21 protein-coding genes are annotated in these 22177 nt (G+C 69.0%); 7 read left to right on the forward strand and 14 right to left on the reverse strand.

Translation table 11 applies throughout. The annotated features are described in order from the left end of the window. Window positions 1-2 precede the first annotated feature (2 nt). From RS85_RS05710 to RS85_RS05730, 5 genes are all read right to left on the reverse strand, one after another. Window positions 3-671, reverse strand: coding sequence for an acetyltransferase (locus RS85_RS05710; protein WP_046012463.1), 669 nt, complete (start codon window positions 669-671; stop codon window positions 3-5). Beyond that, complete coding sequence (locus RS85_RS05715) at window positions 664-1284, reverse strand: sugar transferase (protein WP_046012464.1); 621 nt, start codon at window positions 1282-1284, stop codon at window positions 664-666. Before RS85_RS05715 ends, RS85_RS05710 begins: the two co-directional genes overlap by 8 nt. After that, window positions 1281-2411, reverse strand: a complete 1131-nt coding sequence (locus RS85_RS05720; RefSeq protein ID WP_052703438.1) for a DegT/DnrJ/EryC1/StrS family aminotransferase — start codon at window positions 2409-2411, stop codon at window positions 1281-1283. Before RS85_RS05720 ends, RS85_RS05715 begins: the two co-directional genes overlap by 4 nt. Further along, complete coding sequence (locus RS85_RS05725; protein WP_082087504.1) at window positions 2408-4195, reverse strand: polysaccharide biosynthesis protein; 1788 nt, start codon at window positions 4193-4195, stop codon at window positions 2408-2410. The genes RS85_RS05720 and RS85_RS05725 overlap by 4 nt, the downstream gene beginning before the upstream one ends. A gap of 171 nt (window positions 4196-4366) precedes the next feature. After that, complete coding sequence (locus RS85_RS05730; protein WP_046012465.1) at window positions 4367-5548, reverse strand: hypothetical protein; 1182 nt, start codon at window positions 5546-5548, stop codon at window positions 4367-4369. A 71-nt stretch (window positions 5549-5619) separates the two neighbouring features. Between RS85_RS05730 and RS85_RS05735 the strand changes: the two genes are divergently transcribed. The 3 genes from RS85_RS05735 (at window position 5620) to RS85_RS05745 (ending at window position 9657) form a co-directional block, all read left to right on the forward strand. Then, the gene (locus tag RS85_RS05735; RefSeq protein WP_046012466.1) at window positions 5620-6984 is read left to right on the forward strand and encodes a polysaccharide biosynthesis tyrosine autokinase; all 1365 of its coding nucleotides are present in this window, start codon (window positions 5620-5622) and stop codon (window positions 6982-6984) included. A 111-nt stretch (window positions 6985-7095) separates the two neighbouring features. Then, window positions 7096-8517, forward strand: a complete 1422-nt coding sequence (locus tag RS85_RS05740) for a polysaccharide biosynthesis tyrosine autokinase (RefSeq protein ID WP_046012467.1) — start codon at window positions 7096-7098, stop codon at window positions 8515-8517. Window positions 8518-8673: 156 nt separating this feature from the next. Beyond that, window positions 8674-9657, forward strand: coding sequence for a hypothetical protein (locus tag RS85_RS05745; RefSeq protein WP_046012468.1), 984 nt, complete (start codon window positions 8674-8676; stop codon window positions 9655-9657). Window positions 9658-9721: 64 nt separating this feature from the next. Here RS85_RS05745 and RS85_RS18950 read toward each other — a convergent pair whose 3' ends face one another. Then, window positions 9722-10168, reverse strand: a complete 447-nt coding sequence (locus tag RS85_RS18950) for a GtrA family protein (RefSeq protein ID WP_052703440.1) — start codon at window positions 10166-10168, stop codon at window positions 9722-9724. Between RS85_RS18950 and RS85_RS05755 the strand changes: the two genes are divergently transcribed. Then, on the forward strand, window positions 10167-11009 hold the full coding sequence (locus RS85_RS05755) for a glycosyltransferase family 2 protein (protein WP_235282349.1): 843 nt from the start codon (window positions 10167-10169) through the stop codon (window positions 11007-11009). The two genes, RS85_RS18950 and RS85_RS05755, sit on opposite strands and share 2 nt — an antisense overlap. Next, window positions 11006-12460: a hypothetical protein gene (locus RS85_RS05760; RefSeq protein WP_046012470.1), complete on the forward strand. Its 1455-nt coding sequence runs from the start codon at window positions 11006-11008 to the stop codon at window positions 12458-12460. The genes RS85_RS05755 and RS85_RS05760 overlap by 4 nt, the downstream gene beginning before the upstream one ends. Window positions 12461-12526: 66 nt before the next feature. Here RS85_RS05760 and glmM read toward each other — a convergent pair whose 3' ends face one another. Genes glmM through rplM form a run of 3 tightly spaced genes read right to left on the reverse strand, consistent with a single transcriptional unit; the run spans window position 12527 to window position 14859 of the window. Beyond that, complete coding sequence (glmM, locus tag RS85_RS05765; protein ID WP_046012471.1) at window positions 12527-13885, reverse strand: phosphoglucosamine mutase; 1359 nt, start codon at window positions 13883-13885, stop codon at window positions 12527-12529. A 14-nt stretch (window positions 13886-13899) separates the two neighbouring features. Further along, a complete protein-coding gene (gene rpsI, locus RS85_RS05770) occupies window positions 13900-14385 on the reverse strand; it encodes a 30S ribosomal protein S9 (protein ID WP_046012472.1) in 486 nt (161 codons plus the stop codon). 27 nt (window positions 14386-14412) lie between these two features. Further along, a complete protein-coding gene (gene rplM, locus RS85_RS05775) occupies window positions 14413-14859 on the reverse strand; it encodes a 50S ribosomal protein L13 (protein WP_046012473.1) in 447 nt (148 codons plus the stop codon). Between the two features lie 448 nt (window positions 14860-15307). Between rplM and RS85_RS05780 the strand changes: the two genes are divergently transcribed. Then, window positions 15308-16345, forward strand: a complete 1038-nt coding sequence (locus tag RS85_RS05780; RefSeq protein WP_046012474.1) for a hypothetical protein — start codon at window positions 15308-15310, stop codon at window positions 16343-16345. 269 nt (window positions 16346-16614) lie between these two features. On the opposite strand, the gene RS85_RS05785 is transcribed toward RS85_RS05780, so the two are convergent. The 5 genes from RS85_RS05785 to RS85_RS05805 form a co-directional block, all read right to left on the reverse strand. Beyond that, window positions 16615-17283: an endonuclease/exonuclease/phosphatase family protein gene (locus tag RS85_RS05785; RefSeq protein WP_046012516.1), complete on the reverse strand. Its 669-nt coding sequence runs from the start codon at window positions 17281-17283 to the stop codon at window positions 16615-16617. 43 nt (window positions 17284-17326) lie between these two features. Then, window positions 17327-18220: a hypothetical protein gene (locus RS85_RS05790; RefSeq protein WP_046012475.1), complete on the reverse strand. Its 894-nt coding sequence runs from the start codon at window positions 18218-18220 to the stop codon at window positions 17327-17329. Window positions 18221-18279: 59 nt separating this feature from the next. Then, on the reverse strand, window positions 18280-19128 hold the full coding sequence (locus RS85_RS05795; RefSeq protein ID WP_046012476.1) for a tRNA pseudouridine synthase A: 849 nt from the start codon (window positions 19126-19128) through the stop codon (window positions 18280-18282). Window positions 19129-19191: 63 nt separating this feature from the next. Beyond that, window positions 19192-20733, reverse strand: coding sequence for an APC family permease (locus RS85_RS05800; protein ID WP_046012477.1), 1542 nt, complete (start codon window positions 20731-20733; stop codon window positions 19192-19194). A 99-nt stretch (window positions 20734-20832) separates the two neighbouring features. Beyond that, window positions 20833-21198: a winged helix-turn-helix transcriptional regulator gene (locus RS85_RS05805; RefSeq protein WP_046012478.1), complete on the reverse strand. Its 366-nt coding sequence runs from the start codon at window positions 21196-21198 to the stop codon at window positions 20833-20835. 94 nt (window positions 21199-21292) lie between these two features. Between RS85_RS05805 and RS85_RS05810 the strand changes: the two genes are divergently transcribed. Then, window positions 21293-22138, forward strand: a complete 846-nt coding sequence (locus tag RS85_RS05810; RefSeq protein ID WP_046012479.1) for an SDR family oxidoreductase — start codon at window positions 21293-21295, stop codon at window positions 22136-22138. Window positions 22139-22177: the final 39 nt, after the last annotated feature.

Below are 22177 nucleotides of genomic sequence, written 5' to 3' on the forward strand. Positions count from 1 at the left end.
CCTCACGTCGCCGCCGACCCGTCGCCGAGGATGCGCGCGGGCACACCGACGACAGTCGTTCCCGCTTCGACGTCCTTTGTGACGCACGCCGCCGCACCCACCGTCGCTTCTGCACCGACGGTGAGTCCCTGCAGCACGACCGAACCCGCCCCCAGCAGCACGCCTGTCTCCACGACGACGTTCCCCGAGACGATCGCCCCGGGATTGACCGAGACGAAATCGGCGAGCGTCGCGTCATGACCCAGGATGCTGGCGGGGTTGAGGTGCACGTGATCGCCGATGGTGACGTTGGTCGAGACCTGCACGCCTGAGGTGATCACGACCCCGTCGCCGATGCGTGCCTGTGATCCGATGACCGCGCGCGGATGGATGAGGGTGGTCGCCCGCAGGCCGGCGTTCGACAGCCGCTGAGCGACGGCCTCACGCACCGAAGGCGAGCCGATCGCGGTGACGAAGCGCTCGTCTCCCGCAGCGGTGGGCAGCCACTCCTCCTCGGTGCCGAGATAGACGATGCCCCGCTCGGCGAGTCGGCCGAGGTCGACCTGGCGCGGGCCCGAGTCCACGACACCCAGAAGCTGCAGCGGCTCACCCGCGGCGATCAGCGCCTCGACGACATCGAGGGTCTCGCGTCCGAAGCCGCCGGCTCCGGCGATCACGATCCGTTCAGCCATGGGCTTCCCCGAACTTCGTCATCGTCACGTGTCCTTCCGCGGAGACGCCCTCACGCTTCACGACGGAGCCGATGGTCTTGGCGACGATCCGCAGATCGAGTCCGACGCTGCGCCGGTCGACGTACCGCACGTCCTGCGCGAACTTGCTCTCCCAGGAAATCGCGTTGCGACCGGTCACCTGCGCGAGCCCGGTGATGCCGGGACGAACCTCGTGCCGACGCGCCTGCTCGGGCGTGTAGCGCTCGAGGTACTCGACCAGCAGCGGCCGCGGGCCGACGATGCTCATGTCGCCGCGCAGCACGTTCCAGAGGCTCGGGAGCTCGTCGAGACTCGTCGAGCGAAGCCGCACGCCGAAGGGGGTGAGCCGGTCGGCATCCGTCACCCACCCGCGGGCCTCGTCGACCGAGCGCATGGAACGGAACTTATAGAGCGTGAAGATGCGACCGTCTTTGCCCGGTCGCTTCTGAGCGAACACGACCGGTCGTCCCAGCTTGACCGCGACCAGTACCGCCGTCGCGACGATCACCGGCGACAGCACCACGAGCGCCACCGCCGACGCGACGATGTCGAGCGCGCGTTTCACGGCGTCGTACGGACGTGACTGTCCGCTCATGACGCCAGGAAGCCGCGGATCGCCGCGACCACGCGCTCGCGCTGCTCGGGCGTGAGGGCAGAACCGCTCGGCAGCGTCAGTCCGCGCGCGAAGAGAGTGTCCGACGCTCCGCTGACCTTGCTGCGGGCACCGGCGAACACGGGCTGGGCGTGCATCGGCTTCCAGAGCGGACGGCTCTCGATGCTGTCCTCCGCGAGCGCGGCGGCGAGCGCGGACGGCTCCCAGCCGGTGGTCTCGGCGTCGACCAGGATCGACGTCAACCAGACATTGTCGGCCTCGTCGCCCTCGGCACCGAACACCTCGACGCCGTCGACATCGGCGAACAGCTGCTTGTACAGCTCGCGCATCTCGCGGCGACGGGCGATCATCGCGTCGAGGCGGGTGAGCTGGGCGCGGCCGAGAGCCGCGAGCAGGTTACTCATCCGGTAGTTGTACCCGATGTCGGTGTGTTCGTAGTGCACGACCGGCTGCCGGGCCTGCGTAGCCAGGTACCGCACGTGCTGTGCGATGTCGGCATCGTCGGTGAGCAGCATCCCGCCGCCCGACGTCGTCATGATCTTGTTGCCGTTGAAGGAGACGACGGATGCTCGGCCGAAGCTGCCTGCCGCGCGCCCGCGGTGCGTGGCACCCAGCGACTCCGCGGCATCCGACAGCACCGGCACGCCGAACTCGTCGGCGATCGCGAGGATCGCGGTGTAGTCGACGGCCTTGCCGAGCAGGTCGACGGGCACGATCGCCGATACGGTCTCGCCGGCATCCCGGAGTTCGACGAGGGCCTCGCGCAGCAGCGACGGGTCCATGTTGCCCGTCGCCGGGTCGGCGTCGATGAAGTACGGCTCAGCCCCCGTGTAGACGATCGCGTTCGCGGTGGCCGCGAACGTCATCGACGACGTCAGCACGACATCGCCGGGCTTGACGCCCAGCGTGAGGAGTCCCAGGTGCAGTGCAGCGGTGCCCGAGCTCAGGGCGACAGCGTGGGCGACCCCCACCCGCTCCGCGAGCTCGCGCTCGAACGCGTCGACGTCGGGGCCGAGTGGTGCGATCCATCCCGAGCGCATCGCGGCGACGACAGCCTGCTCTTCCGCCTCACCGACATCCGGCGAGGACATGTAGATCCGTTCGCTCACGCGTCGGCCGCCTTCGGGAGGAGGATCGGCTCGATGACCGTCGTGTCGTTGTTCCGCGGGTTCGCGAACATGCGATCCATCCATCCGGTCTTGTCGAGCCGCTCGGGCGTGATGACGTCGGCGCGGGTGTGCGAGACCTTCGGGTGGAAGGGCCGCTCGAGGTTCTCGCGCGCACCGACCAGCTCTTCGTGCAGCTTCTCTCCGGGTCGCAGCCCGGTGAACACGATCTCGATGTTCTTGCCCGACATGGAGACCATGCGCTTCGCGACCTCGAGGATCGACACCGGCTCGCCCATGTCGAGGATCAGCACTTCCCCGGCGCGGCCGATGGCGCCCGCCTGCACGACGAGCTGGCATGCCTCGGGGATGGTCATGAAGAAGCGCGTGGCGTCGGGGTGCGTGACCGTGATCGGGCGCCCGTCGGCGATCAGACGCTGGAACGTGGGCAGCATCGAACCGCGGCTGCCGATCACGTTGCCGAAGCGCACCGACAGGTAGCGCTCGCCCGTCTCCTCGCCCGCCCACGCCGTCAGCTTCTCGGCGACGCGCTTGGAGTGTCCGAGCACGCTCGTCGGGTTGGCCGCCTTGTCGGTCGAGATGTTCACGAAGGTCGACACGCCGACGCGACGCGCAGCGTTGAGCACGTTGAGGGTGCCGATGACGTTGGTCTTCCACGCCTCATCGGGGTACTGCTCGAGCATCGGGAGATGCTTCAGGGCCGCCGCGTGGAAGACGACCTCGGGCCTGCGCTCGTCGAAGATGCGGTCGAGCAGCTCGACATCGCGGATGTCGGCGAGCACCACATCATTGGTGTCGAGCAGTCCGTGCCCGGAGGTACCGAGCTGCGCGTCCTGCAGACCGGTCTCGTCGCGGTCCAGCATGATCAGCTCGCGAGGGCCGTACTTGGCCAGCTGACGGCAGAGCTCCGACCCGATCGATCCGCCCGCCCCGGTGACCAGCACTCGGCGCCCGGTGACGTAGCCGGCGATCAGCTCGACGTTGGTGTCGACGGGATGCCGGCCGATCAGGTCTTCGATGCTGATGTCGCGAACGTCGCTGATCGCCTTCTCGCCCGAGTTCAGGGTGTCGAGGGTCGGCGTGACGGCGACGCGGAGTCCAGCGGCCTCGGCGCGGTCGCTGAGCTTGCGCAGCAGCGTGCTGTCGGCGCGGCCGATCGCGATGACGGCGAGCTCGGCCCCGGTGCGCTGCACGGCCTCCGCGAAGTCGCGGGTGGTGCCGACGACCGGCACGCCGCGCAGCCGCAGGTTGCGCTTGCTCGGGTCGTCATCGATCACACCGACGGCGCGGATCGGCGACGTCGGGTCGGTCGTCATGTTGGCCAGCAGCTTGTCGGCGATGAACCCGGCTCCGACGATGAGCGCCGGAGTGGCGTCCTGCCCGGGCTTCCGCCTGCGCTCGAGCAGCAGTCGGGCGAAGTAGCGCACACCGAACATGAGCAGCAGCACGAAGGGGAACGCGAGCAGAAGTGTGCCGCGCGGCACCCCGATGAACGGACCGATCGGGATGACCACCAGCGACAGGGCGACCGCCTCGATCACGACGATGATGCCCACGGCGCGGACCTCGTCGAAGGAGCCGTAGGTGAACCGGCCGCGGTACAACGCCGTCACGTAGCCGATGACGATCTGGATGACGCCGGCGGTGAATGCGAGCAACGTCGTCGCGATCCAGCCCCGAGCGTCCATCATGAACTCGAAGCGCAGTGCGATGGCGAGCACCACACCGAAGCTCCAGCAGAGTCCGTCGACGATGGCGGCTGCCATCCGTCGTCGCTTCTGAGTCACCGACACTTTAAAAAATATCGGAATATCGCCCGTCGACGTATCGACGTACTCCTCTTTCGAACTCAAGACCGGAAGCCCCCTCAGACTTACTCACTCCCCTGGAGATATGTTCTCACAGGTATTGCGCAGGTTCGTGCGATGGTGCTTTCGTCACGGCGTTCCGTCGCCCTCCGGCGGCGTGGTCCCGGTGTCCGGGTCCAGCGGCGTCTCCACCACGGGCGGTGGCTGCTCGGTCGTGTCCTCGGGTGGCGTCGTCTGCTGCGAGTCGGGGCGACGCGCGGGCTGCCGGTTGTCCTGCTCCCGCTCCCGCTCATCCGCCCGCTCGATGTCCACTCGCAGCTGATCGGCGGCCACGGCGACGAAGGCATCCCGATAGCTCGCGAGCGCCGCCTCTCCGGCCACGCCCCAGAGACCGCCGGCGCCGATGCGGGCAGCGGCTTCCGTCAGGGCGGTGTGCAGGGATGCATCTGCATCGGGGTAGCGGCTAATCGCGGCATCCGCGGCTCCGGCGAACGTGGCGGCATACGTGGCCACCGCGAGTTCCGCCGGCGGACGGAGCGCGTCGAGCTGAGTGCGGATCGAACGCATCTCGGCGGTCGCGGAGTCGAGCGCGAGGAGACGCTCCTGCGCGGTGTCGATCGCTTTCGCGACGTCTTCCAGCGATTCGTCGTCGATGTCTCCACGCGAGTACTCGGCCGGCACCTCGGGCACGGTGATCGCGGCCAGGCCCGCCGCGTAGGCGTCCAACGCGGCGAGCGCAGGTGCCAGAACCGCCGGATCCGTCACGTCGATGACTCCCTCGCGATCGGACGCCGGATCGGGAGCCGTGCTCGTGCTCACCAGAGCGCCGCGCAGGAGCGCGGCATCCGCGGTCTGGGATTCGACGTCGGCGAGAATCCGGTCCCTCGTCGTCGTCAGGGACTGGAGCCCATTCTGGATCGCGGCCTCGTCATCTTCGAGCGCCGTCAGCGAGCTCGCGGCAGGGCTCGCGGTCGCCATCTGCACTCCGCCGACCGCGGCCGCCGCGAGCACGGCGACGACGGCCAGAGAACCCGCGATCGTTGTGAGCGGATCGAATCGCCGACGCGAGCGCTTCACCGGGCGGGCGACGTCGCCCGATTCGTCCGCGACCGGCACGGCGTTCTTCGACGCGGCCTCAACCCGGCGAATCAGCTCATCGGTGTCGGCGATCGGGCGTGTCACGCCGCGGACATCCCGCGGCTCGCCGATCATCTCGCGCAGGCGATGCACCGTATGGCGGTCGTCGAGGCGCGCGCCGCCGGACGTGTCCGCGCGGGAACCGTCAGGGAAGAGATCGCTCAGTGCCGTCATGCTGCCTTCATCGATATATCGGTAGTCTCAGAGAGACGATACCGCCCATCCGCGCCCCGCACTGGAGAACCATGGACTTCCGCGACTACCTCCGGGTTCTCCGTCGCCAGCTGATCCTGATCGTCGCCGGCCTGCTGATCGGGCTCTCGACCGGCGCGCTCATCGCGATGTTCACACCGCAGCGCTACGAGGCTTCGGCCGATGTGATGCTGACGGTTCAGGTCAGCGACACCGCCACTCCAGCAGACCGCGCGCTCGCCACGAGCTACGCCATGCAGGCCGTCGGCACCTACCGCGCGATCCTCACCAGCTCTCTCGTGCTCGAACCCGTGATCGACGATCTCGACCTGTCGACCACGGTGTCGACGCTCGCGGGTCGGATCGAGACCAGTGCCGCCACGAACAGCGCGATCATCACGATCAGCGTCGAGCACAGCAACCCCGGGCAGGCCGCCCGCATCGCGAACGCGGTGACCGAGAGCTTCACCACCGTCGTCACCGAGACGCTCGAGAAGCGCGAACAGGAGGCGGCATACGCGATCCGCCTGGTCACTCTCCAGCCGGCACAGGTGCCGACCGTCGCGGTCGCGCCGAACATGCAGCTGTCCCTCGTGCTCGGCGGCATCATCGGTCTCGCGGCCGGCATCGGGGTCGCACTCCTCCGTGCCACGCTCGACCAGCGGGTACGCACGGCATCCGATGTCGAGGCGGCGATCGCCGTCCCCGTGCTGGGTCAGATCCCGCTGGACCCCGACACTCCCCTCCATCCCCTCGCGGTGAGCACCTCCCCGCGGGGAGCGCGAGCCGAGGCGTTCCGCGCCCTGCGCACCAACGTGCGGTTCCTCTTCTCCGAGGGCCAGGGGGTGTTCGTGATCACCAGCTCGGGCCCGGGCGAGGGCAAGTCGACCACCGCCGGCAACCTCGCTCTCTCCTTCGCCGATGCCGGCCACCGCGTCGCCCTCGTCGACGGCGATCTGCGTCTCCCCCGCGTCGCGGAGTACTTCGGGATCGAGGGCGGGATCGGCCTCAGTGACGTGCTCGCCGGGCGCGTCGAGCTGAACGACGTCCTCCAGCGATGGGGACGCAGCGCGCTGTTCCTGCTCCCGTCCGGAACCATCCCGCCGAACCCGGCCGAACTCCTCGGCTCCCGCGCGATGGAGCAGCTCGTCGAGGCGCTCACCGCCGCGTTCGACGTCGTGATCATCGACGCGCCCCCGCTGCTGCTCGTGACGGACGCTGCGGTCATGGCACGCTGGGCCACCGGGGCGATCCTCGTGGCGGCCTCCGGCTCCACCCACGCCACGCGCTTGGCGGATGCGGCCAAGAGCATCGAGGCCGTCGACGCGCGCGTACTGGGATCCGTCGTCACGAAGGTGTCGACGCGGGGTGCCGAGAAGAACCCGTACGAGGCCGCGAGCATTCCGGTGGCGGGCTGACCCACCGACCGGGATGCGTCGGGGCCGTGCGGCCCGTGAAACAATGACCAGAATCAGCATGCGGTTCGTCCGACCGGACGGAATCCGCTCACAACAGGGGGAATCTGCCGCGTGGAACTTCGCGACTATGTGCGTATCCTGCACCGGAACTGGATCCTGATCCTGGTCCTGCTCATCCTCGGACTCGCGGGAGGCGCCGGATATGCGGCCCTCCAGCAGCCGAAGTACGTCTCCTCCACCCAGCTGTATGTCTCGGTGCGTACCGAGGGGGCGGCCACGGGCGACCTGGTGCAGGGCACCACCTTCGCCCGCCAGATGGTGACCAGCTACGTCGACGTCGTCGGAACGGCGCTCGTGCTCGAACCCGTCATCGACGAGCTCGACCTCGACGACACGGTCGCGGGTCTGAGCAGCCGTGTCACGGCGACGACCCCTCTCAACACGGTGCTCATCGACATCACGGTGACAGACGAAGCCCCGGAGAAGGCCGCCGACATCGCGAACGCGGTCGCCTCCAGCTTCCAGGACGCCGTGCAGGACACGCTCGAGCAGCCTGCCGTGGACGGCGCCGTCAGCCCGGTGCGGATCAACGTCACCGAACCCGCCGTCGCACCGACCGCGCCCACGAGCCCCAACGTGCGGATGCTCATCATCCTCGGCGGCATCCTCGGCCTCGCCGCCGGCATCGCCATCGCCATGCTGCGGACCGTGCTCGACAACCGCATCCACACCCTCCATGACATCGAGGCCCTGACCGACCGTCCGGTGCTCGGCGGCATCGCCTACGATCCCGAGGCCGCCAAGCGTCCGCTGATCGTGCACGCCGACCCCCGCTCGCCCCGCGCCGAGTCGTTCCGCAGCCTGCGCACGAACCTGCAGTTCCTGAACGTGGACGCCGGTCCCCGCATCTTCGTCGTGTCGAGCGCGGGCCCGGGTGAGGGGAAGTCGACGACCACCGCGAACCTGGCGATCGCACTGGCCGAGACGGGCGCACGTGTCGCGCTCGTCGACGGCGATCTGCGCCTCCCCCGAGTGGCCGACTACATCGACATCGAGGGCGGCGTCGGCCTGACCGACGTGCTCATCGGTCGCATCGACGTGACCGACGCGCTGCAGAAGTGGGGTGCCAACGACCTGTACGTACTGCCCAGCGGGCAGGTTCCCCCGAACCCGAGCGAGATGCTCGGCTCCGAGGCGATGGACCAGGTGCTCGCCCCGCTCGGCGAGTACTTCGACTACGTGCTGATCGACGCGCCGCCGCTCCTGCTCGTCACGGATGCCGCGGTCATCGGCAGCAAGACCCGCGGAGTCATCATCGCCGCAGCATCCGGCAAGACCAAGAAGCAGGAGCTCGCAGGGGCCGTGCGCTCCCTCGAGACCGCCGGCGTGAACCTGCTCGGCGTCGTGGTGACGATGCTGCCGACGAAGGGCCCTGACAGCTACGGCTACGGCGCCTACACGTACGGCAGCACCCACTCCGAGGAGCCCGCGGCCAAGCCGAAGAAGCGCAAGCGCGCCAAGGCCAACGCCTGACTCGCCGACTCTTCCTCCCCGGCCGCGCCGGGTCGTCGCTCCCGTGGCAGTTGTGGCGGGTGTTTCCGCGGAACACCCGCCACAAGTGCCACGGGAGGCTCTGTGTGCCTGTGGAGAAGCGGAGCGGGCGGGGAGCGGGGACGGGACGCTGGGGGCATGACCCGGATCGGACAGCTTCCCTCGTCGCTCGGTGAGAACTTCAGCGTCGCGGAGGCGCGGGACGCGGGCGTGCTGCGCAGCCGCCTGCGAGCGAACGATCTCGCCGCGCCCTTCCGTGGAACGCGCCGCCGAACCGACATCGGGGAGACGGATGCCGCGACAGAGCCCGACCCGAGGTCCACGCCGCACGCGCTGCAGCAGGCCCAGCGTCGGGCTCGCGCTCGCGAATACGCGCCGCGCATGCATCCGGAGCACTTCTTCGCCCTCGAGACGGCAGCCGCGCTGTGGGGCGGGCCTCTTCCCCTCTTCCGCGCCCGCGCGGGTGACGACGAGGAGCAGCTGCCCGTGCACGTCGGGGTATTCGGGGCGGGCGCGCTCCCCCGGATGCCGTCCGTCGCGGGGCATCGCATGCGTCCGGCGACGACCACGGTCTGTCTGCATGGAGGGCTTCGCGTCACGAGCCCGGCGAGCACCTGGGCGAGTCTCGGCACGCTGCCCCTGCATGAGCTCGTGGCTCTCGGTGACTACTTCTGCCGGGTGTGGCGACCGGGCTACGGTCGCCCCACGACCGATCGCCGACCGCTCGCCACTCGCGCCCAGTTGCGCGCCGCCACGGCATCCGGTCGTCGCGTGGGAGTGCGGCGTCTTCGCCAGGCCGTGGAGCTCGTGCGCACCGACGCGTGGTCACCGCGCGAGAGCAAGGTCCGCTGCATCCTCGTCGAGGGCTCTCTTCCCGAACCGCAGCTGAACATCGACGTCTACGACGACGACGGCAGGTTCCTCGCCTGCATAGACATGGCCTACCCGGACTGCAAAGTCGCTGTCGAGTACCACGGCATCTGGCACAGCGCGACCTACGCCCACGACGTCGAGCGCATCGCGCGGCTGCGAGCCGCAGGCTGGACCGTGATCGAGGTGACCGCGGAGCTTGTGCAGCATCCCGCCGACCTGGTCTCCCGCGTTCGCCAGGCGCTGCGATGACACTCCCGTGGCAGTTCTGGCGGGTGTTTCCGCCGAACACCCACCACAAGTGCCACGGGAGCGGCTATGCGGCCTTCGGCGTGACGCGGAAGACGACCCAGTGATACAGGATGAAGCGCAGGAGCACGACGATCACGATGCTCGCCAGATTCACCGCGTTCACCGCGAGGGCCCCGGGCTGCCGGCCCAGCGAGCCGGCCACCAGTTCCACCCCGGCCCAGACGAGCGCGGCACCGATCGCGGTGCACACGACGTTGGTCGCCAGGAACAGCGCCACCTCGGCGGCCCGACCGCGGCGGTCCCGGTGGCGGAACGTCCATTCCCGGTTGCCGATGTACGCGTTCACGAGGGCGACCAGAGACGCGACGATCTTCGCGGCGACGACGTCCCAGCCCCACACGTAGACGAGCAGATTGAAGACGCCGATCTCGATGAGGGTGCTGAGACCCCCGACGACGAGGAAGCGGCTGCCGACGCCGACGAGGCGGCGCAGGCGGGAGGGAGGATTCATGGCTCAACTAGGCTACTTGCAGAATGCCCTGCGCCCCGCCACCCCTAGGACCCCCGTGACCCTCCGCCACCTTGCCATCGTCATGCCCGCCTTCAACGAGGTCGAGGGAATTCGAGGCTTCATCGACGAGATCCGGGATTCCGTCTCGCCCCTCGCCGACCGCGTGACCTTCCACATCGCCGACGATCGGTCGACGGATGCCACGGCGGCGGTGTTCGACGGCGTCGCCGATGTGACCGTCGAACTGCAGCCCGCCAACCGTGGGCACGGCCCCACCGCACTCGCGGCCTACCGCGCCGGGCTCGCCGCTGACCCCTCGGCGCTGATCCATGTCGACGGCGACGGACAGTTCTACGGACGCGACTTCCCGCGCCTCCTCGCCGCTCTCGAACAGGCGGATGCCGATGTCGTGCACGGCGTCCGCGATGGCCGCACCGACCCCTGGTACCGCAAGGTGCTCACCTCGGCCGTGGGCCTGCTGATCGCCCTCGCGGCGGGTCGCCGCATCCCTGACGTCAACACGCCGCTGCGCGCATACCGCCCGGATGCCCTCCGCTCGCTGGTCGATGCGATCCCGGCCGACGCCACGGTGCCGCACGTGCACTTCTCGCTGGCGGAAGCCCGCGCCGGGTTCACGGTGCGCTACCTGCGGGTCGCCAGCATCCCGCGGCGCGGAGCGTCGACCACGGGAACGATGTGGGGCCGCGGCAACGGCGTCAGCCTGCCTCCGAAGCGCCTCCGCTCGTTCGTCCGCACCGCCCTCGCCGAGGCCTGGAACCTCTCGCTGCGCCCGGGCGCGCCGCTGCGTGGCATCCGTCGGCCGGAGCCTGTCGCGCGATGACCCGCACGCGCACGATCCTGTTCTGGACGGTGGCCGTCGGCCTGCTGGTCGGACACGCGATCGTCGCGTGGCACAGCCTGTTCGTGTGGCGCTTCTGGGAGGACGAGGCGTTCAACCTCACCGTCCCGCGCAACCTGCTCGCCGGGCTCGGCTACGCGAGCGACGGAGCGCTCTCCGGTTCGGTCATCACCCCGTTCGACCCGCGCATCTCGACGGGTCCCGTCGTGCTGCTCCCGGTAGCGCTCCTCCTGGCGACGGGAATCGACCCCGTCCTCGCCGCACGCCTGATCCCCCTGGCCTACTGGGTGCTGCTGCTCGCCGGGCTCGCCGTCATCGGGCACCGCATCGCCGGGCGCTGGGCGGCCCTGCTCGCCGTGGCCGTGCCGCTCGCCTTCTCCGCGGGCGCCGGCGTCTCCCCCATCCAGGGGCCCGGCGACCTGCTCGGCGAGATCCCCGCGGCCGCTCTCCTGGTCTGGGCCCTGATCGTGCTGCCGCGTCGCGCCTGGCTCGCCGGTCTCCTCGTCGGGCTCGCCATCCAGGCGAAGCTCATCGCGCTCCTCGCGCTGCCGGCCTTCGCGATCGCCCTCTGGGTGCTCTCGGACGGCACGGGCTGGGCGCGTGTCCGCGATCTGCTGCGGCGCGCCTGGCTTCCGCTCGTACTGGTGGCGGTGCCGACCCTGCTCTTCGAGCTCTCGGCGCTGATCTCGCTCGGTTTCTCCGGGTTCGTGGAGCACCTTCGGAACCTGGTGAGGTTCGTCCGCAGCGGCGGCCAGGGCGACGCCGCCAGCTCCGTGCTGCAGAAGCTCGGCACCCTCGCCGACTCGTGGTCATTGCCGGGCGTGATCGCCGTCATCGGCGCCGTCATCGCGATCGCGCTCGCGACCGCGGGGATCGTGCTCCGCTGGCGCTCGGCGACGCCTGAGGAGCGCGTCGTGATCGCCTACGCCCTCGCGGCGTTCGTCGGCGCGCTCGCCTTCGTGGGCTGGTGGGCGACCGCATCGCGCCTGCCGCTCTGGGTGCGGCATCCGGCACCCGGCGTGTTCGCGTTCTTCCCCATCATCGCCGCGGTCGCCGTCTGGGCTGTCATGCGGATGCCGCAGGCCAAGGCCATGCGCATCACCGGTGTCGTCGCGGCATCCGCTCTCGCACTCGTCGTGGCCGCCAGCGGCGTGACCCACGTCCTCTTGCAGTTCGCGCCGCCCACGCTCATCACGCTCGAACAGCAGCGCACCGGCGTCGCGCCTCTCGCGGACTGGGTGGCCGACAACGACGTGGAATGGCTGGCCGCAGACCCCTGGGGCGCGGCCGTCGCGCCGATCGTGCTCACGGGGGCGCACGTCGGTCTCTTCGACGCCGAGGCGATGAAGGACGCGCCGCGCCTCACCGGTCTCGCCTGCGCGACCGAGACCCTCGCCGACAGCGGCTACTACCGGATCTGCGCCGCCCCGTAGGAGGGTGTGGACGCGAAACGCCCCCGAGTGATCGGGGGCGTTTCGTCGCTTGCGCCACGGGTCTCGTCAGAGCGCCAGACGCTCCTGCACGACACCGGCGAGGCGGTCCGCGTAGGCACGCACCGACTCGGCATCCGCCGCTTCCACCATGACGCGCACGAGCGGCTCCGTGCCGGATTTGCGCAGCAGCACTCGGCCGGTGTCACCCAGCTCGGCCTCCACCTCGCGCACGGCCTGCTGCACGTGCTCGTCCTCGGCGACGCGGTCCTTGTCGACATCGCGCACGTTGATGAGCACCTGCGGATAGACCTTCATCACCGCGGCGAGCTCGGCGGCGGTCTTCTTCTGGCGCGCCATCTCGGCCACCAGGTGGAGGCCTGTCAGGAGGCCGTCACCCGTGGTGGCGTACTCGCTCATGATGACGTGGCCCGACTGCTCGCCACCCAGCGCGTAACCGCCCTGGTTCATGTCCTCGAGGACGTAGCGGTCGCCGACGGCCGTCTGCCGCACGGCGATGCCGTGCTCGCGCATCGCGACGTGCAGACCGAGATTGCTCATCACGGTCGCCACGAGCGTGTCGTCGGTGAGGTGTCCGCGTTCCTTCATCGACACGGCCAGGATCGCCATGATCTGGTCGCCGTCGATGTGGTTGCCGGCGGCATCGACCGCGAGGCAGCGGTCGGCGTCGCCGTCATGCGCGATGCCGATGTCGGCGCCCAGCCGGACCACTGCCTCGGCCAGGTTGTCGAGGTAGGTCGATCCGACGCCGTCGTTGATGTTCCAGCCATCGGGATCGGCCCCGATGACGGTCACCTCGGCGCCGGCGTCGCGGAACGTCTCCGGAGAGACGCCGGATGCCGCGCCGTGAGCGCAGTCCAGCACGACGTGGATGCCGTCGAGCCGGTTCGGCAGAGAGCCGAGGAGGTGAAGCACGTAGCGGTCCTCCGCATCGGAGAACCGCTCGATGCGACCGACGCCTGCACCGGTCGGGCGGAGCATCTCCCCCGACATGGCCTCTTCGATGCGCTGCTCGACGACGTCGGGGAGCTTGCGCCCGCCGCGCGCGAAGATCTTGATGCCGTTGTCGGGCGCGGCGTTGTGCGACGCCGAGATCATCACGCCGAAGTCGGCATCGCGGTCGGCGACGAGGAACGCGAGCGCAGGCGTCGGGATGACCCCGGCCTCGAGCACGTCGACGCCCGAGGACGCGAGACCTGCGGACACGGCAGCGGTGAGGAAGTGTCCCGAGACCCGGGGGTCTCGGGCGACAACTGCGAGGAGTCTCTTGCCTTCGGCTTTACGAGACTCCGCAGTACGGCCCTGGCCCAGGACGACAGCAGTCGCCTGGGCCAGGGTGAGCGCCAGGTCGGCGGTGAGGATGCCATTGGCAAGCCCTCGCACGCCGTCCGTGCCAAAGATCGGCATCGGGGCAGTTGACCTTAACGCTTCGAGTACTGAGGCGCCTTACGGGCCTTCTTGAGTCCAGCCTTCTTGCGCTCCTTGACGCGAGCGTCACGCGAGAGGAAGCCGGCCTTCTTCAGGGTCGGACGGTTGTTCTCCTCATCGATGCCGTTCAGCGAACGGGCGATGCCGAGACGCAGCGCGCCGGCCTGGCCCGAGGGGCCTCCGCCGGAGATGCGGGCGATCACGTCGTACGCGCCGGTGAGGTTGAGCACCGTGAACGGGTCGTTGATCAGCTGCTGGTGCAGCTTGTTCGGGAAGTAGTCCTCGATCGTGCGGCCGTTGACCGTGATCGTTCCCGAGCCGGGGACGATGCGCACGCGGGCGATGGCCTGCTTGCGACGGCCGACAGCGGCACCCGGGACGCTGAGCACGGGGCGGGGAGCCGCCTCGACTGCTTCGGTCTCGGGAGTCGACGTCGAGAAGTTCTGGGGGGTTTCGGTGGTGTCCTGGATGTCAGCCACGAGTATGTCCTTAAGTCTTTACGGCGCTTACTGGGCGACCTGGTCGAGGGTGTACGGCACGGGCTGCTGAGCGGCGTGCGGGTGCTCGGCACCGACGTACACCTTGAGCTTCGACAGCTGCTGACGGCCCAGGCTGTTCTTGGGGAGCATGCCACGGATGGCCTTCTCCACGGCGCGGACCGGGTTCTTCTCCATCAGCTCGGCGTAAGTGACCGACTTGAGGCCGCCCGGGTAACCCGAGTGACGGTAAGCCAGCTTCTTCTGGAGCTTCTGACCGGTGAGCGCGACCTTGTCGGCGTTCACGATGATGACGAAGTCACCCGAGTCGATGTGGTTTGCGAAGGTGGGCTTGTGCTTGCCACGCAGGAGCGTAGCGGCGTGCGAAGCCAGACGGCCGAGAACGACGTCTGTGGCGTCGATGACGACCCAGTCACGCTGGACCTCGCCGGCCTTCGGGGTGTAAGTGCGCGTCACGATAGTGCTGCTTTCTTATGTCGAACGGAGAAGTTCGTGAATCCCACTCCGGGGTGGTTCTTCCCCAAGGGGAGGAACACGCCAGTGGAGGGCTCACGTTCGGATTGTGCTTCTTCCCCGCAGAAGGGAAGGGCACCAAAGAGACAGCATACGCCACTCGGTGCCCTTCCTCAAACCGGGTCAGGTGTCCGGAACGAGAGGTGTCCGTAAGTGTCGTTCCAACGCGTAGGCAGCGGCGCTCTGCGCCACGCGCCGGCGGGCTCACGCCGGGCTCACCGCGGCGCCACCGGGGAGGTGGCCCACGTTGCCGCATCGACGGCCATCAGCGGCAGATCGCGCCACCTCGTCGCGGGCAAGCGCTCCTGCACGATCGTCATTCGCCGTGGGGCGTCCACCGGGCGCGCGAATCGTGCATACGCGGATGCCGCTGAACGAGCAGAGTACGAGGATGCCGCGCCCTCGCCCCCTTCCCGTCGAACTCGGCGACGCCTTCTCCGTCGCCGACGCGCTCGGCGCCGGAGTCTCGAAACGACGACTTCGCGCGCTCGACCTCGCGACGCCGTTCCATGGAGTGCGCCGCGTCCCGTCGAAAGACGAGTCCACAGCCGAGACGGAAGCGGGGCGCGAGGCCCGATCCAGCACCGAGGCCGAGCAGAGCACCGGCGAAGCGCCTCTCGCTCTCGACAGACGGCGGCGCGCAGCGACTCTCCGCGACGCTCGCGCCTACTCCCAGATCATGCGCCCCGGCGCCTTCTTCTGCGGACGTACCGCCGCCTGCCTGTTCGGAGCGCCCGTCGCGCCCGGCGGAGAGCTCGACGTCGCGGTGTGCGCACCGCAGCGCGCGCCGCGGGCACGCGGCATCCACGGGCGGAAGGTCTCGCAGCGCCTGGCAGCGGTCACCGAGCTCGAGGAGCTTCCGATCAGTACGCCGGCTTCCACCTGGACGATGCTCGGCAGAGACCTCTCGGAACGTGAGCTCGTGGTCGCCGGGGACTTCTTCGTGCAGATTCCCCGCGACCGGTTCGGGCGCCAGCATCCGGAACTCGCACTCGCGACGCTCGATGATCTGCGGGCGATGACGGATGCCGGCGCACGGCCACCGACGACGAAGCTCCTGCGGGCGGCACTGGAGCAGATACGCGTCGGAAGCTCTTCGCCGTTGGAGACGGAGTTCCGTCTCGATGCCGCGGCCGTCGGGCTCCCTGACCCCCTGCTAGACGCCGAGATCCGAGACGAGCATGGTCGCCTCCTCGGCATCTCCGAGATCGTCTATCCGGAGTTCCGAACCGTCGTCGAGATCGAAGGCGATCATCACCGTACGTCCCGAGCCCAATGGCACCGCGATATCGAGAAGTATCGCGCGTACGTCGACGCCGGCTGGCACGTCGAGCGCCTCACCTCGGTGCACGTGAGGAACTCGCGCCATGGTCTTTCGATCGTCGCTGCGGCGTTGGCGAAGCGCGGCTGGAGCGGGTTCACGCGATGATCTCGTGCGCTGATCTCGTGCGCGATCGGCCGAGTGCGACGCGGCACCGTGCCGGCCGCCACCGCGCGAGTTCCGGTGGCGCAGAACGCCGCCGAGTCGTCGTCGCTGCGGCGCATCGTGACACTTCCAACGCCAGCGCCGGATGCAGGGCTTTCGCGCAGATCACGTCCGGTGGCGCAAGACGCCGCTACAGTCCCTCAGAAGCGGCGCATGGTGACACCTCCCGAGCGACACCTGTCGAGCGGCGGCGGCCCACCCGACGACCCTGTTCAGTCGGCCGTGACCGTCACCAAGATCGGACGGTGGTCGCTCGACGCCTGCGGCAGCGTCGTGATGTGCTCGATGTCGAACCCCTTCGACGTCGCGAAGTCGTAGTGACCCCGGAAGACCCGGTACCGCGTGTACGTGTGGTCGTCGCTCATCGTGAGCGCATACCCGTGATCGCGCACGGCCTGGCCGAGGTGCTCCTTGAAGATCGGATAGTTGTAGTCCCCGACCATCAGCTGCGGCAGGCCGTCGCCGAGCGAGGCGAGCTCATCCAGCGCCGCGCGGATCTGGTGACGACGCAGAGAGTTCAGGGCGGTGAGCGGCGCGGCGTGGAACGACGCGACGATGAAATCACGCCCGTCGTCGATGTCACGCAGACGCGCCCCGAGCACCCGCTCGTGCGCGGGCTTCGCGATGCGGTCGTGCAGCGATTTCTTGAGTCCCAGGATTCGGGTGCCCTGCAGGCGATACGTGCTCGCCCGGTAGAACAGTGCGAGGCCCAGCCGATTCGACTGCGTGGCGTCGGCGAGCACGAGACCGCCGATCTCCGCGGGGAGCTCCGGCACGTCGCACTCCTGCAGACACAGGATGTCGGGATCGTGGGCGCTCACGAGTGCGGCGAGCTCACCGGCCGCCTTGTGCTTCTGGAGGTTGTACGAGATGACCTTCATGAGGCCTCCCACGCTACCGGCCGCGGCTGTGCTCCGGCTCCCATCACTCGTCGTATCCCCATCGGATGCCGAGCACTCCCGGACCGAATCCATGACGCACGAGGTGGACGGACCCGCTGCGCACCGGACGCATCGCCGAAACGTACTCGTCTTCCGTCTCGAGATACTCCTCGCACCAGCTGGGCGGCGCGTCCGGGTGGAAGTGGACCCAGATGAGGGTCTCGCGCGCCGAGCGCGTGGTCGCATGCCAGGCGGACTGGCGCGGCGGATACCCGGGCGGAAAAGTCTCGGTGAACTCGAACAGCGTCGTGCCACCGGTCGTGATCGGCTCGTCGAGCGTGATCACCACTCCGGAGAGCAGATGTCCCGGGTGCAGGTATTCCCGGTCGACCCGTCCGCCGGTGACGTCCGAGATGACTGACATGACCTCTGTCTCCTCGGGGGCGATGTCGATGAGGGGCAACTCCGCGATCACACCGTGGGTGGCCTGCACGAGGGAGCGCATCACCACGCTCTCGACCGCACCGCCCGCCCCGACCCGGACGGTCAGATGCGTGGAGAGATCGCGCAGGGCGCTCTGCGGAGCGGCCTGCAGCGCGCGGAACGTCTCCTCGGTCTCCCGGTTCACCCGCTCCTCGTCGAAAGGCAGCCGTGGCGGCGCCATCGGCCCGAGTCGCAAGGAGGGTTCCAGAAGCGAGCTCAAGTGTCCGCGCGCGAGGCCGAGGCGGTCCTCGAGCGCGTCGACGACGCTGAGCGACTGCGCTCCCTCTGGCTGTCGGTCACCCGGGCGCCAGTAGCTGAGGGTGGCCATCGACACGCTGTTGCCGTCATGGGTGAGCCCCTGCTGCAGCCGTGACAGCGTGACGCCGCGCTCGGAGATCGCCGCGCGCAGTGCCGCGGCGAATGCGCCCGTCCGAGCGCCGTTCCAATCCGTCACACTGCCCCCGTCGTTCTGTGAAAGACGTGCCGTGGGTTCAGCATACGGTTCGGGGGACTTCAGTCCTCCGCGCTCTGACGGCGAGCGCGCGTCTGCTCGGCGCGCGAGCCGAGCAGGTCGTCGGCGGGGTAGCCGACCTCGGTCAGGGTCAGACCCCGTGCCGCCAGCACCTTGAACTCGCTGGTCCGGGTGAGCGCGTCCCGCAGCACGACGAGGTCGCCCACGTCGAGGCGCCCCTCGCCGACGGCGACGCATCCCCCCACGAGGGCCCGCACCATGCTGTGGCAGAACGCGTCGGCCTTGACCTCTGCGACGAGCACGCCGTGGGCGTCGCGTTCCCAGCGATAGTCGAGGAGCGTGCGGATGGTCGTCGCCCCCTCGCGAGGCTTGCAGTACGCCGCGAAGTCGTGCAGTCCGATGAGGGTGCGCGCCGCAGCATCCATCGCCCGTTCATCCAACTGCCCGCGGATGGTGGTCGTGTCGAGGCGCCGCAGCGGGTCGTACCCCGCCTTCCCGTCGGCGAGACGGTAGCGATAGCGGCGCCAGACGGCTGAGAACCGGGCGTCGAATCCCTGCGGCGCCAGCGAGCTGCGGGCCACGGTCACGTCGGAGTATGCGCCCAGCACTCCTCGCATCCGCCCGGCGATCGCGCCGACCGGGTCGACTGTTCCCCGCCCCTGCCGTCGCTCGATGCGCGCCCACTGGGCCTCGTCCAGGTCGACGTGCGCCACCTGGCCGGTCGCGTGGACTCCGGCATCCGTACGCCCGGCGACGACGAACTGCACCTCCGAGCCGACGATGCGAGCGAGTGCCGGCTCGAGCGTGCCCTGCACGGTTCGGAGGGTGGGCTGCTTCGCCCACCCGCGGAAGTGGGTGCCGTCGTAGGCGATGTCGAGCCGGATGCGCACGGGGCAAGCCTAGGACAAGCCTGATCGCCCCCCGTCAGAGGCGGGGGCGATCAGATGCCGCCGTCAGATGCCGCCGTCGATCGACCGGATGGTCACGCCCGGCTCGTCGGGCACCATGACCTGGGTGTCGCGGTTCAGGCTCTCGCCGCGGAAGAACCGCTTCGACCGCGGGAACAGATACCAGACGAACATGAGCACCAGACCGAACGCGAGCGCGCCGATGCCGATCACGAAGGTGCCGCCGATGCCGAACAGCACGGTGTAGCCGTAGTCCACGTCCCACATGTCGATCGCCGACTGCACGAACGCCCAGGTGAGCATGGCCGCACCGAGCACAGGGAACAGCCCCTTGAAGAAGAACTCCCGCGCCGACCGCGTGAGGTCTTTGCGGAAGTACCAGGCGCAGGCGAAGCCGGTGATCGCGTAGTAGAACGCGATGGCGAGGCCGAGCGACAGGATCGAGTCCTGCAGGATGTCGTCGCTGATCAGGGTCATGCCGATGTAGTACGCGACGGCCACCACGCCCATGACGATCGTCGAGAACGACGGGGTCTTGTACTCCGGATGCACGTCCTTGAACTTCGCCGGGAGCGCGCGGTACACACCCATCGCGAGCGTGCCGCGGGCGGTGGGCAGGATCGTCGTCTGCGTCGACGAGATCGCCGAGATGATGACGGCGACCACGAGAACCCAGCCGAACGGGCCGAGGAGCCCGTCCTTGATGGCGAGGAAGAAGTCATCGGCGTTGGCCTCGTTGCCGAGCCCCGTGCCCGTCTCGCCGAGACCCGCGTACATCATCGCCGCGATCGTGACGCCGACGTACGTGAAGAGGAGGATGACCGTGGTCAGCAGCGCCGCTCGTCCCGGGGTGCGCTTCGGATCCTTGGTCTCCTCGTTCAAAGCGAGGCAGGTGTCCCAGCCCCAGTAGATGAAGAGCGCCAGCAGGATGGACTCGGTGAAGCCGGGCCAGCTCGTGAACGCGAAGGGGTTCAGCCACTCCATGTCGAACGGAGTGGGGTTCGGTGCCGTGCCGGCGAAGAACTGCCAGAGGGCGGCCACGATGAAGACCACCAGGGCGAGGTACTGCACGGCGAGCAGGATGTTCTGGATGCGCTCGCCGATCTCGACCCCGCGCCAGCTGACCCAGGTCATCGCGGCGATGAAGAGCACGGCGACGAGCACGACGCGCCAGTCGTCGTTGGCGAGGTCCTGGCCGATCAGCGACCAGAAGTAGACCGACGCGATCTGCGCGAGGTTCGCGAGCACGACCATGCCGGCGACCGCCACGCCCCATCCGCCCATCCAGCCCACCCAGGGGCCGAACGCCTTCGTTCCCCAGGTGAACGTGGTGCCGCAGTCGGGCACGGCGTTGTTCAGCTCGCGATAGGCGAAGGCGATCAGCAGCATCGGCACGAACGCGATGATGAACGCGATCGGCGCCTGCGCTCCGACGGCGAGCACGACGTAGCCGAGGGTCGCGACGAGCGAGTAGACGGGTGCGGTGGAGGCGAGCCCGATGACGGTGGAGCCCCAGAGCCCCAGAGTGCCTGCGGCCAGACCCTTGCCGTCGGGTCGTTCGAGGTGGATAGGCGTCGTTGCTGACATGTTGAGAACAGTAGGGCCACGGCGGTTCTCGCGTCAATCCTTTTCTTGCTGCGACGGATTTCGTAGTCCGATACGGAGGAGGCGACGGAATCCGCAGGTTCAGCTTCGTCCGAGCATCCCGTCCGCGTGGTCGGCCACCCACTCCATGAGGGGGAGCATCCGCTCCATCAGATCGCGACCCAGTGGAGTCAGGCTGTACTCGACGTGCGGCGGCACCGTCGGCAGCGATTCGCGGTGCACGAGGCCGTCCTCCGCGAGCGTGCGGAGGGTGGATGCCAGCATCTTCTCGCTGATGCCGTCGACCTCGCGACGAAGCTGCCCCCAGCGGTGCGTGCCGTCGGACAGGGACGACAGCACCAGCACGCCCCATTTGCTCATGATGTGGTCGAGCACCACGCGCGTGCCGCATCCCTGGCCGAAGACCGATGGCGTGGATTCCTTGATCTGCGCAAAACTCACCGACATGTAGGTACCTTACTTCAAAGTGGGTACCCTCTCGGCGGAATGCAGCGAGGTCCACACGGGGTTGTCGAAGGTGTCACCCACGAAAGGACACCTCATGACCATCCTCGTCACCGGCGCGACCGGCAACCTCGGCCGTCTCATCATCGCCAGCCTGCTCGAGCGCGGCGCCGACCCGCAGTCGATCGTCGCCGGAGTCCGCGACATCGCCAAGGCCGCCGATCTGGGCGTACCCGCCGTGCACCTCGACTACACGGATGCCGCGTCGATCGCGGCCGCGATGGAGGGCGTCGACTCCGTCGTGCTCGTCTCCAGCTCCGAGGTCGGCCAGCGCGTGGACCAGCACCGTGCGGTCATCGATGCCGCCGCCGCGGCCGGTGTCTCGAAGTTCGTCTACACGAGCGCGCCGAAGGCCACGACCAGCGACCTGGTCCTCGCCCCCGACCACAAGGCGACGGAAGAACTCATCGCCGCCTCCGGTCTCCCCTCTGTGATCCTGCGCAACAACTGGTACACCGAGAACTACGCCGCCGACCTGGTCCGCGCATCCGAGACCGGCGTCCTCGCCGCCGGCGTCGGCGACGGACGCGTGGCCTCGGCGAGCCGCAGGGACTTCGCGGATGCCGCCGCTGTGGTCCTGCTCGAGGACGGTCACATCGGCAAGGTCTACGAGCTCGGTGGCGATGTCGCCTGGAACTACGGCGATCTCGCCGCGGCGATCTCCGAGATCACCGGTCGGCCGGTCACCTACCAGCCGCTCACCCCCGAGGAACAGAGCGCTGCCCTGGGAGCCGCGGGCCTCGACGCGGGCACCGTCGGATTCGTGGTCGCGCTCGACGCCGGCATCCGCAGCGGCGCGCTCGCCGACACCGACGGCACGCTCGCGCGCCTCATCGGCCGCCCGACGACGCCCCTCATCGAAGGTCTTCGCGCCGTCGCCTGATCGCTGGCTGTCACGATACGGAAGTGCCGCTCCCGACAT

It is taken from the genome of Microbacterium sp. SA39 (assembly GCF_000967865.1).
In the GTDB taxonomy this organism is placed as follows: Bacteria; Actinomycetota; Actinomycetes; order Actinomycetales; family Microbacteriaceae; genus Microbacterium.

What these genes read in the sequence shown, in the direction of transcription:
- RS85_RS05710 (WP_046012463.1), bottom strand. Translation starts at nt 671, where the DNA reads ATGGCTGAACGGATCGTGATCGCCGGAGCCGGCGGCTTCGGACGCGAG.
- RS85_RS05715 (WP_046012464.1), bottom strand. Translation starts at nt 1,284, where the DNA reads ATGAGCGGACAGTCACGTCCGTACGACGCCGTGAAACGCGCGCTCGAC.
- RS85_RS05725 (WP_082087504.1), bottom strand. Translation starts at nt 4,195, where the DNA reads ATGGCAGCCGCCATCGTCGACGGACTCTGCTGGAGCTTCGGTGTGGTG.
- RS85_RS05730 (WP_046012465.1), bottom strand. Translation starts at nt 5,548, where the DNA reads ATGACGGCACTGAGCGATCTCTTCCCTGACGGTTCCCGCGCGGACACG.
- RS85_RS05735 (WP_046012466.1), top strand. Translation starts at nt 5,620, where the DNA reads ATGGACTTCCGCGACTACCTCCGGGTTCTCCGTCGCCAGCTGATCCTG.
- RS85_RS05745 (WP_046012468.1), top strand. Translation starts at nt 8,674, where the DNA reads ATGACCCGGATCGGACAGCTTCCCTCGTCGCTCGGTGAGAACTTCAGC.
- RS85_RS05755 (WP_235282349.1), top strand. Translation starts at nt 10,167, where the DNA reads ATGGCTCAACTAGGCTACTTGCAGAATGCCCTGCGCCCCGCCACCCCT.
- RS85_RS18950 (WP_052703440.1), bottom strand. Translation starts at nt 10,168, where the DNA reads ATGAATCCTCCCTCCCGCCTGCGCCGCCTCGTCGGCGTCGGCAGCCGC.
- RS85_RS05760 (WP_046012470.1), top strand. Translation starts at nt 11,006, where the DNA reads ATGACCCGCACGCGCACGATCCTGTTCTGGACGGTGGCCGTCGGCCTG.
- glmM (WP_046012471.1), bottom strand. Translation starts at nt 13,885, where the DNA reads ATGCCGATCTTTGGCACGGACGGCGTGCGAGGGCTTGCCAATGGCATC.
- RS85_RS05780 (WP_046012474.1), top strand. Translation starts at nt 15,308, where the DNA reads ATGCCGCGCCCTCGCCCCCTTCCCGTCGAACTCGGCGACGCCTTCTCC.
- RS85_RS05785 (WP_046012516.1), bottom strand. Translation starts at nt 17,283, where the DNA reads ATGAAGGTCATCTCGTACAACCTCCAGAAGCACAAGGCGGCCGGTGAG.
- RS85_RS05800 (WP_046012477.1), bottom strand. Translation starts at nt 20,733, where the DNA reads ATGTCAGCAACGACGCCTATCCACCTCGAACGACCCGACGGCAAGGGT.
- RS85_RS05805 (WP_046012478.1), bottom strand. Translation starts at nt 21,198, where the DNA reads ATGTCGGTGAGTTTTGCGCAGATCAAGGAATCCACGCCATCGGTCTTC.
- RS85_RS05810 (WP_046012479.1), top strand. Translation starts at nt 21,293, where the DNA reads ATGACCATCCTCGTCACCGGCGCGACCGGCAACCTCGGCCGTCTCATC.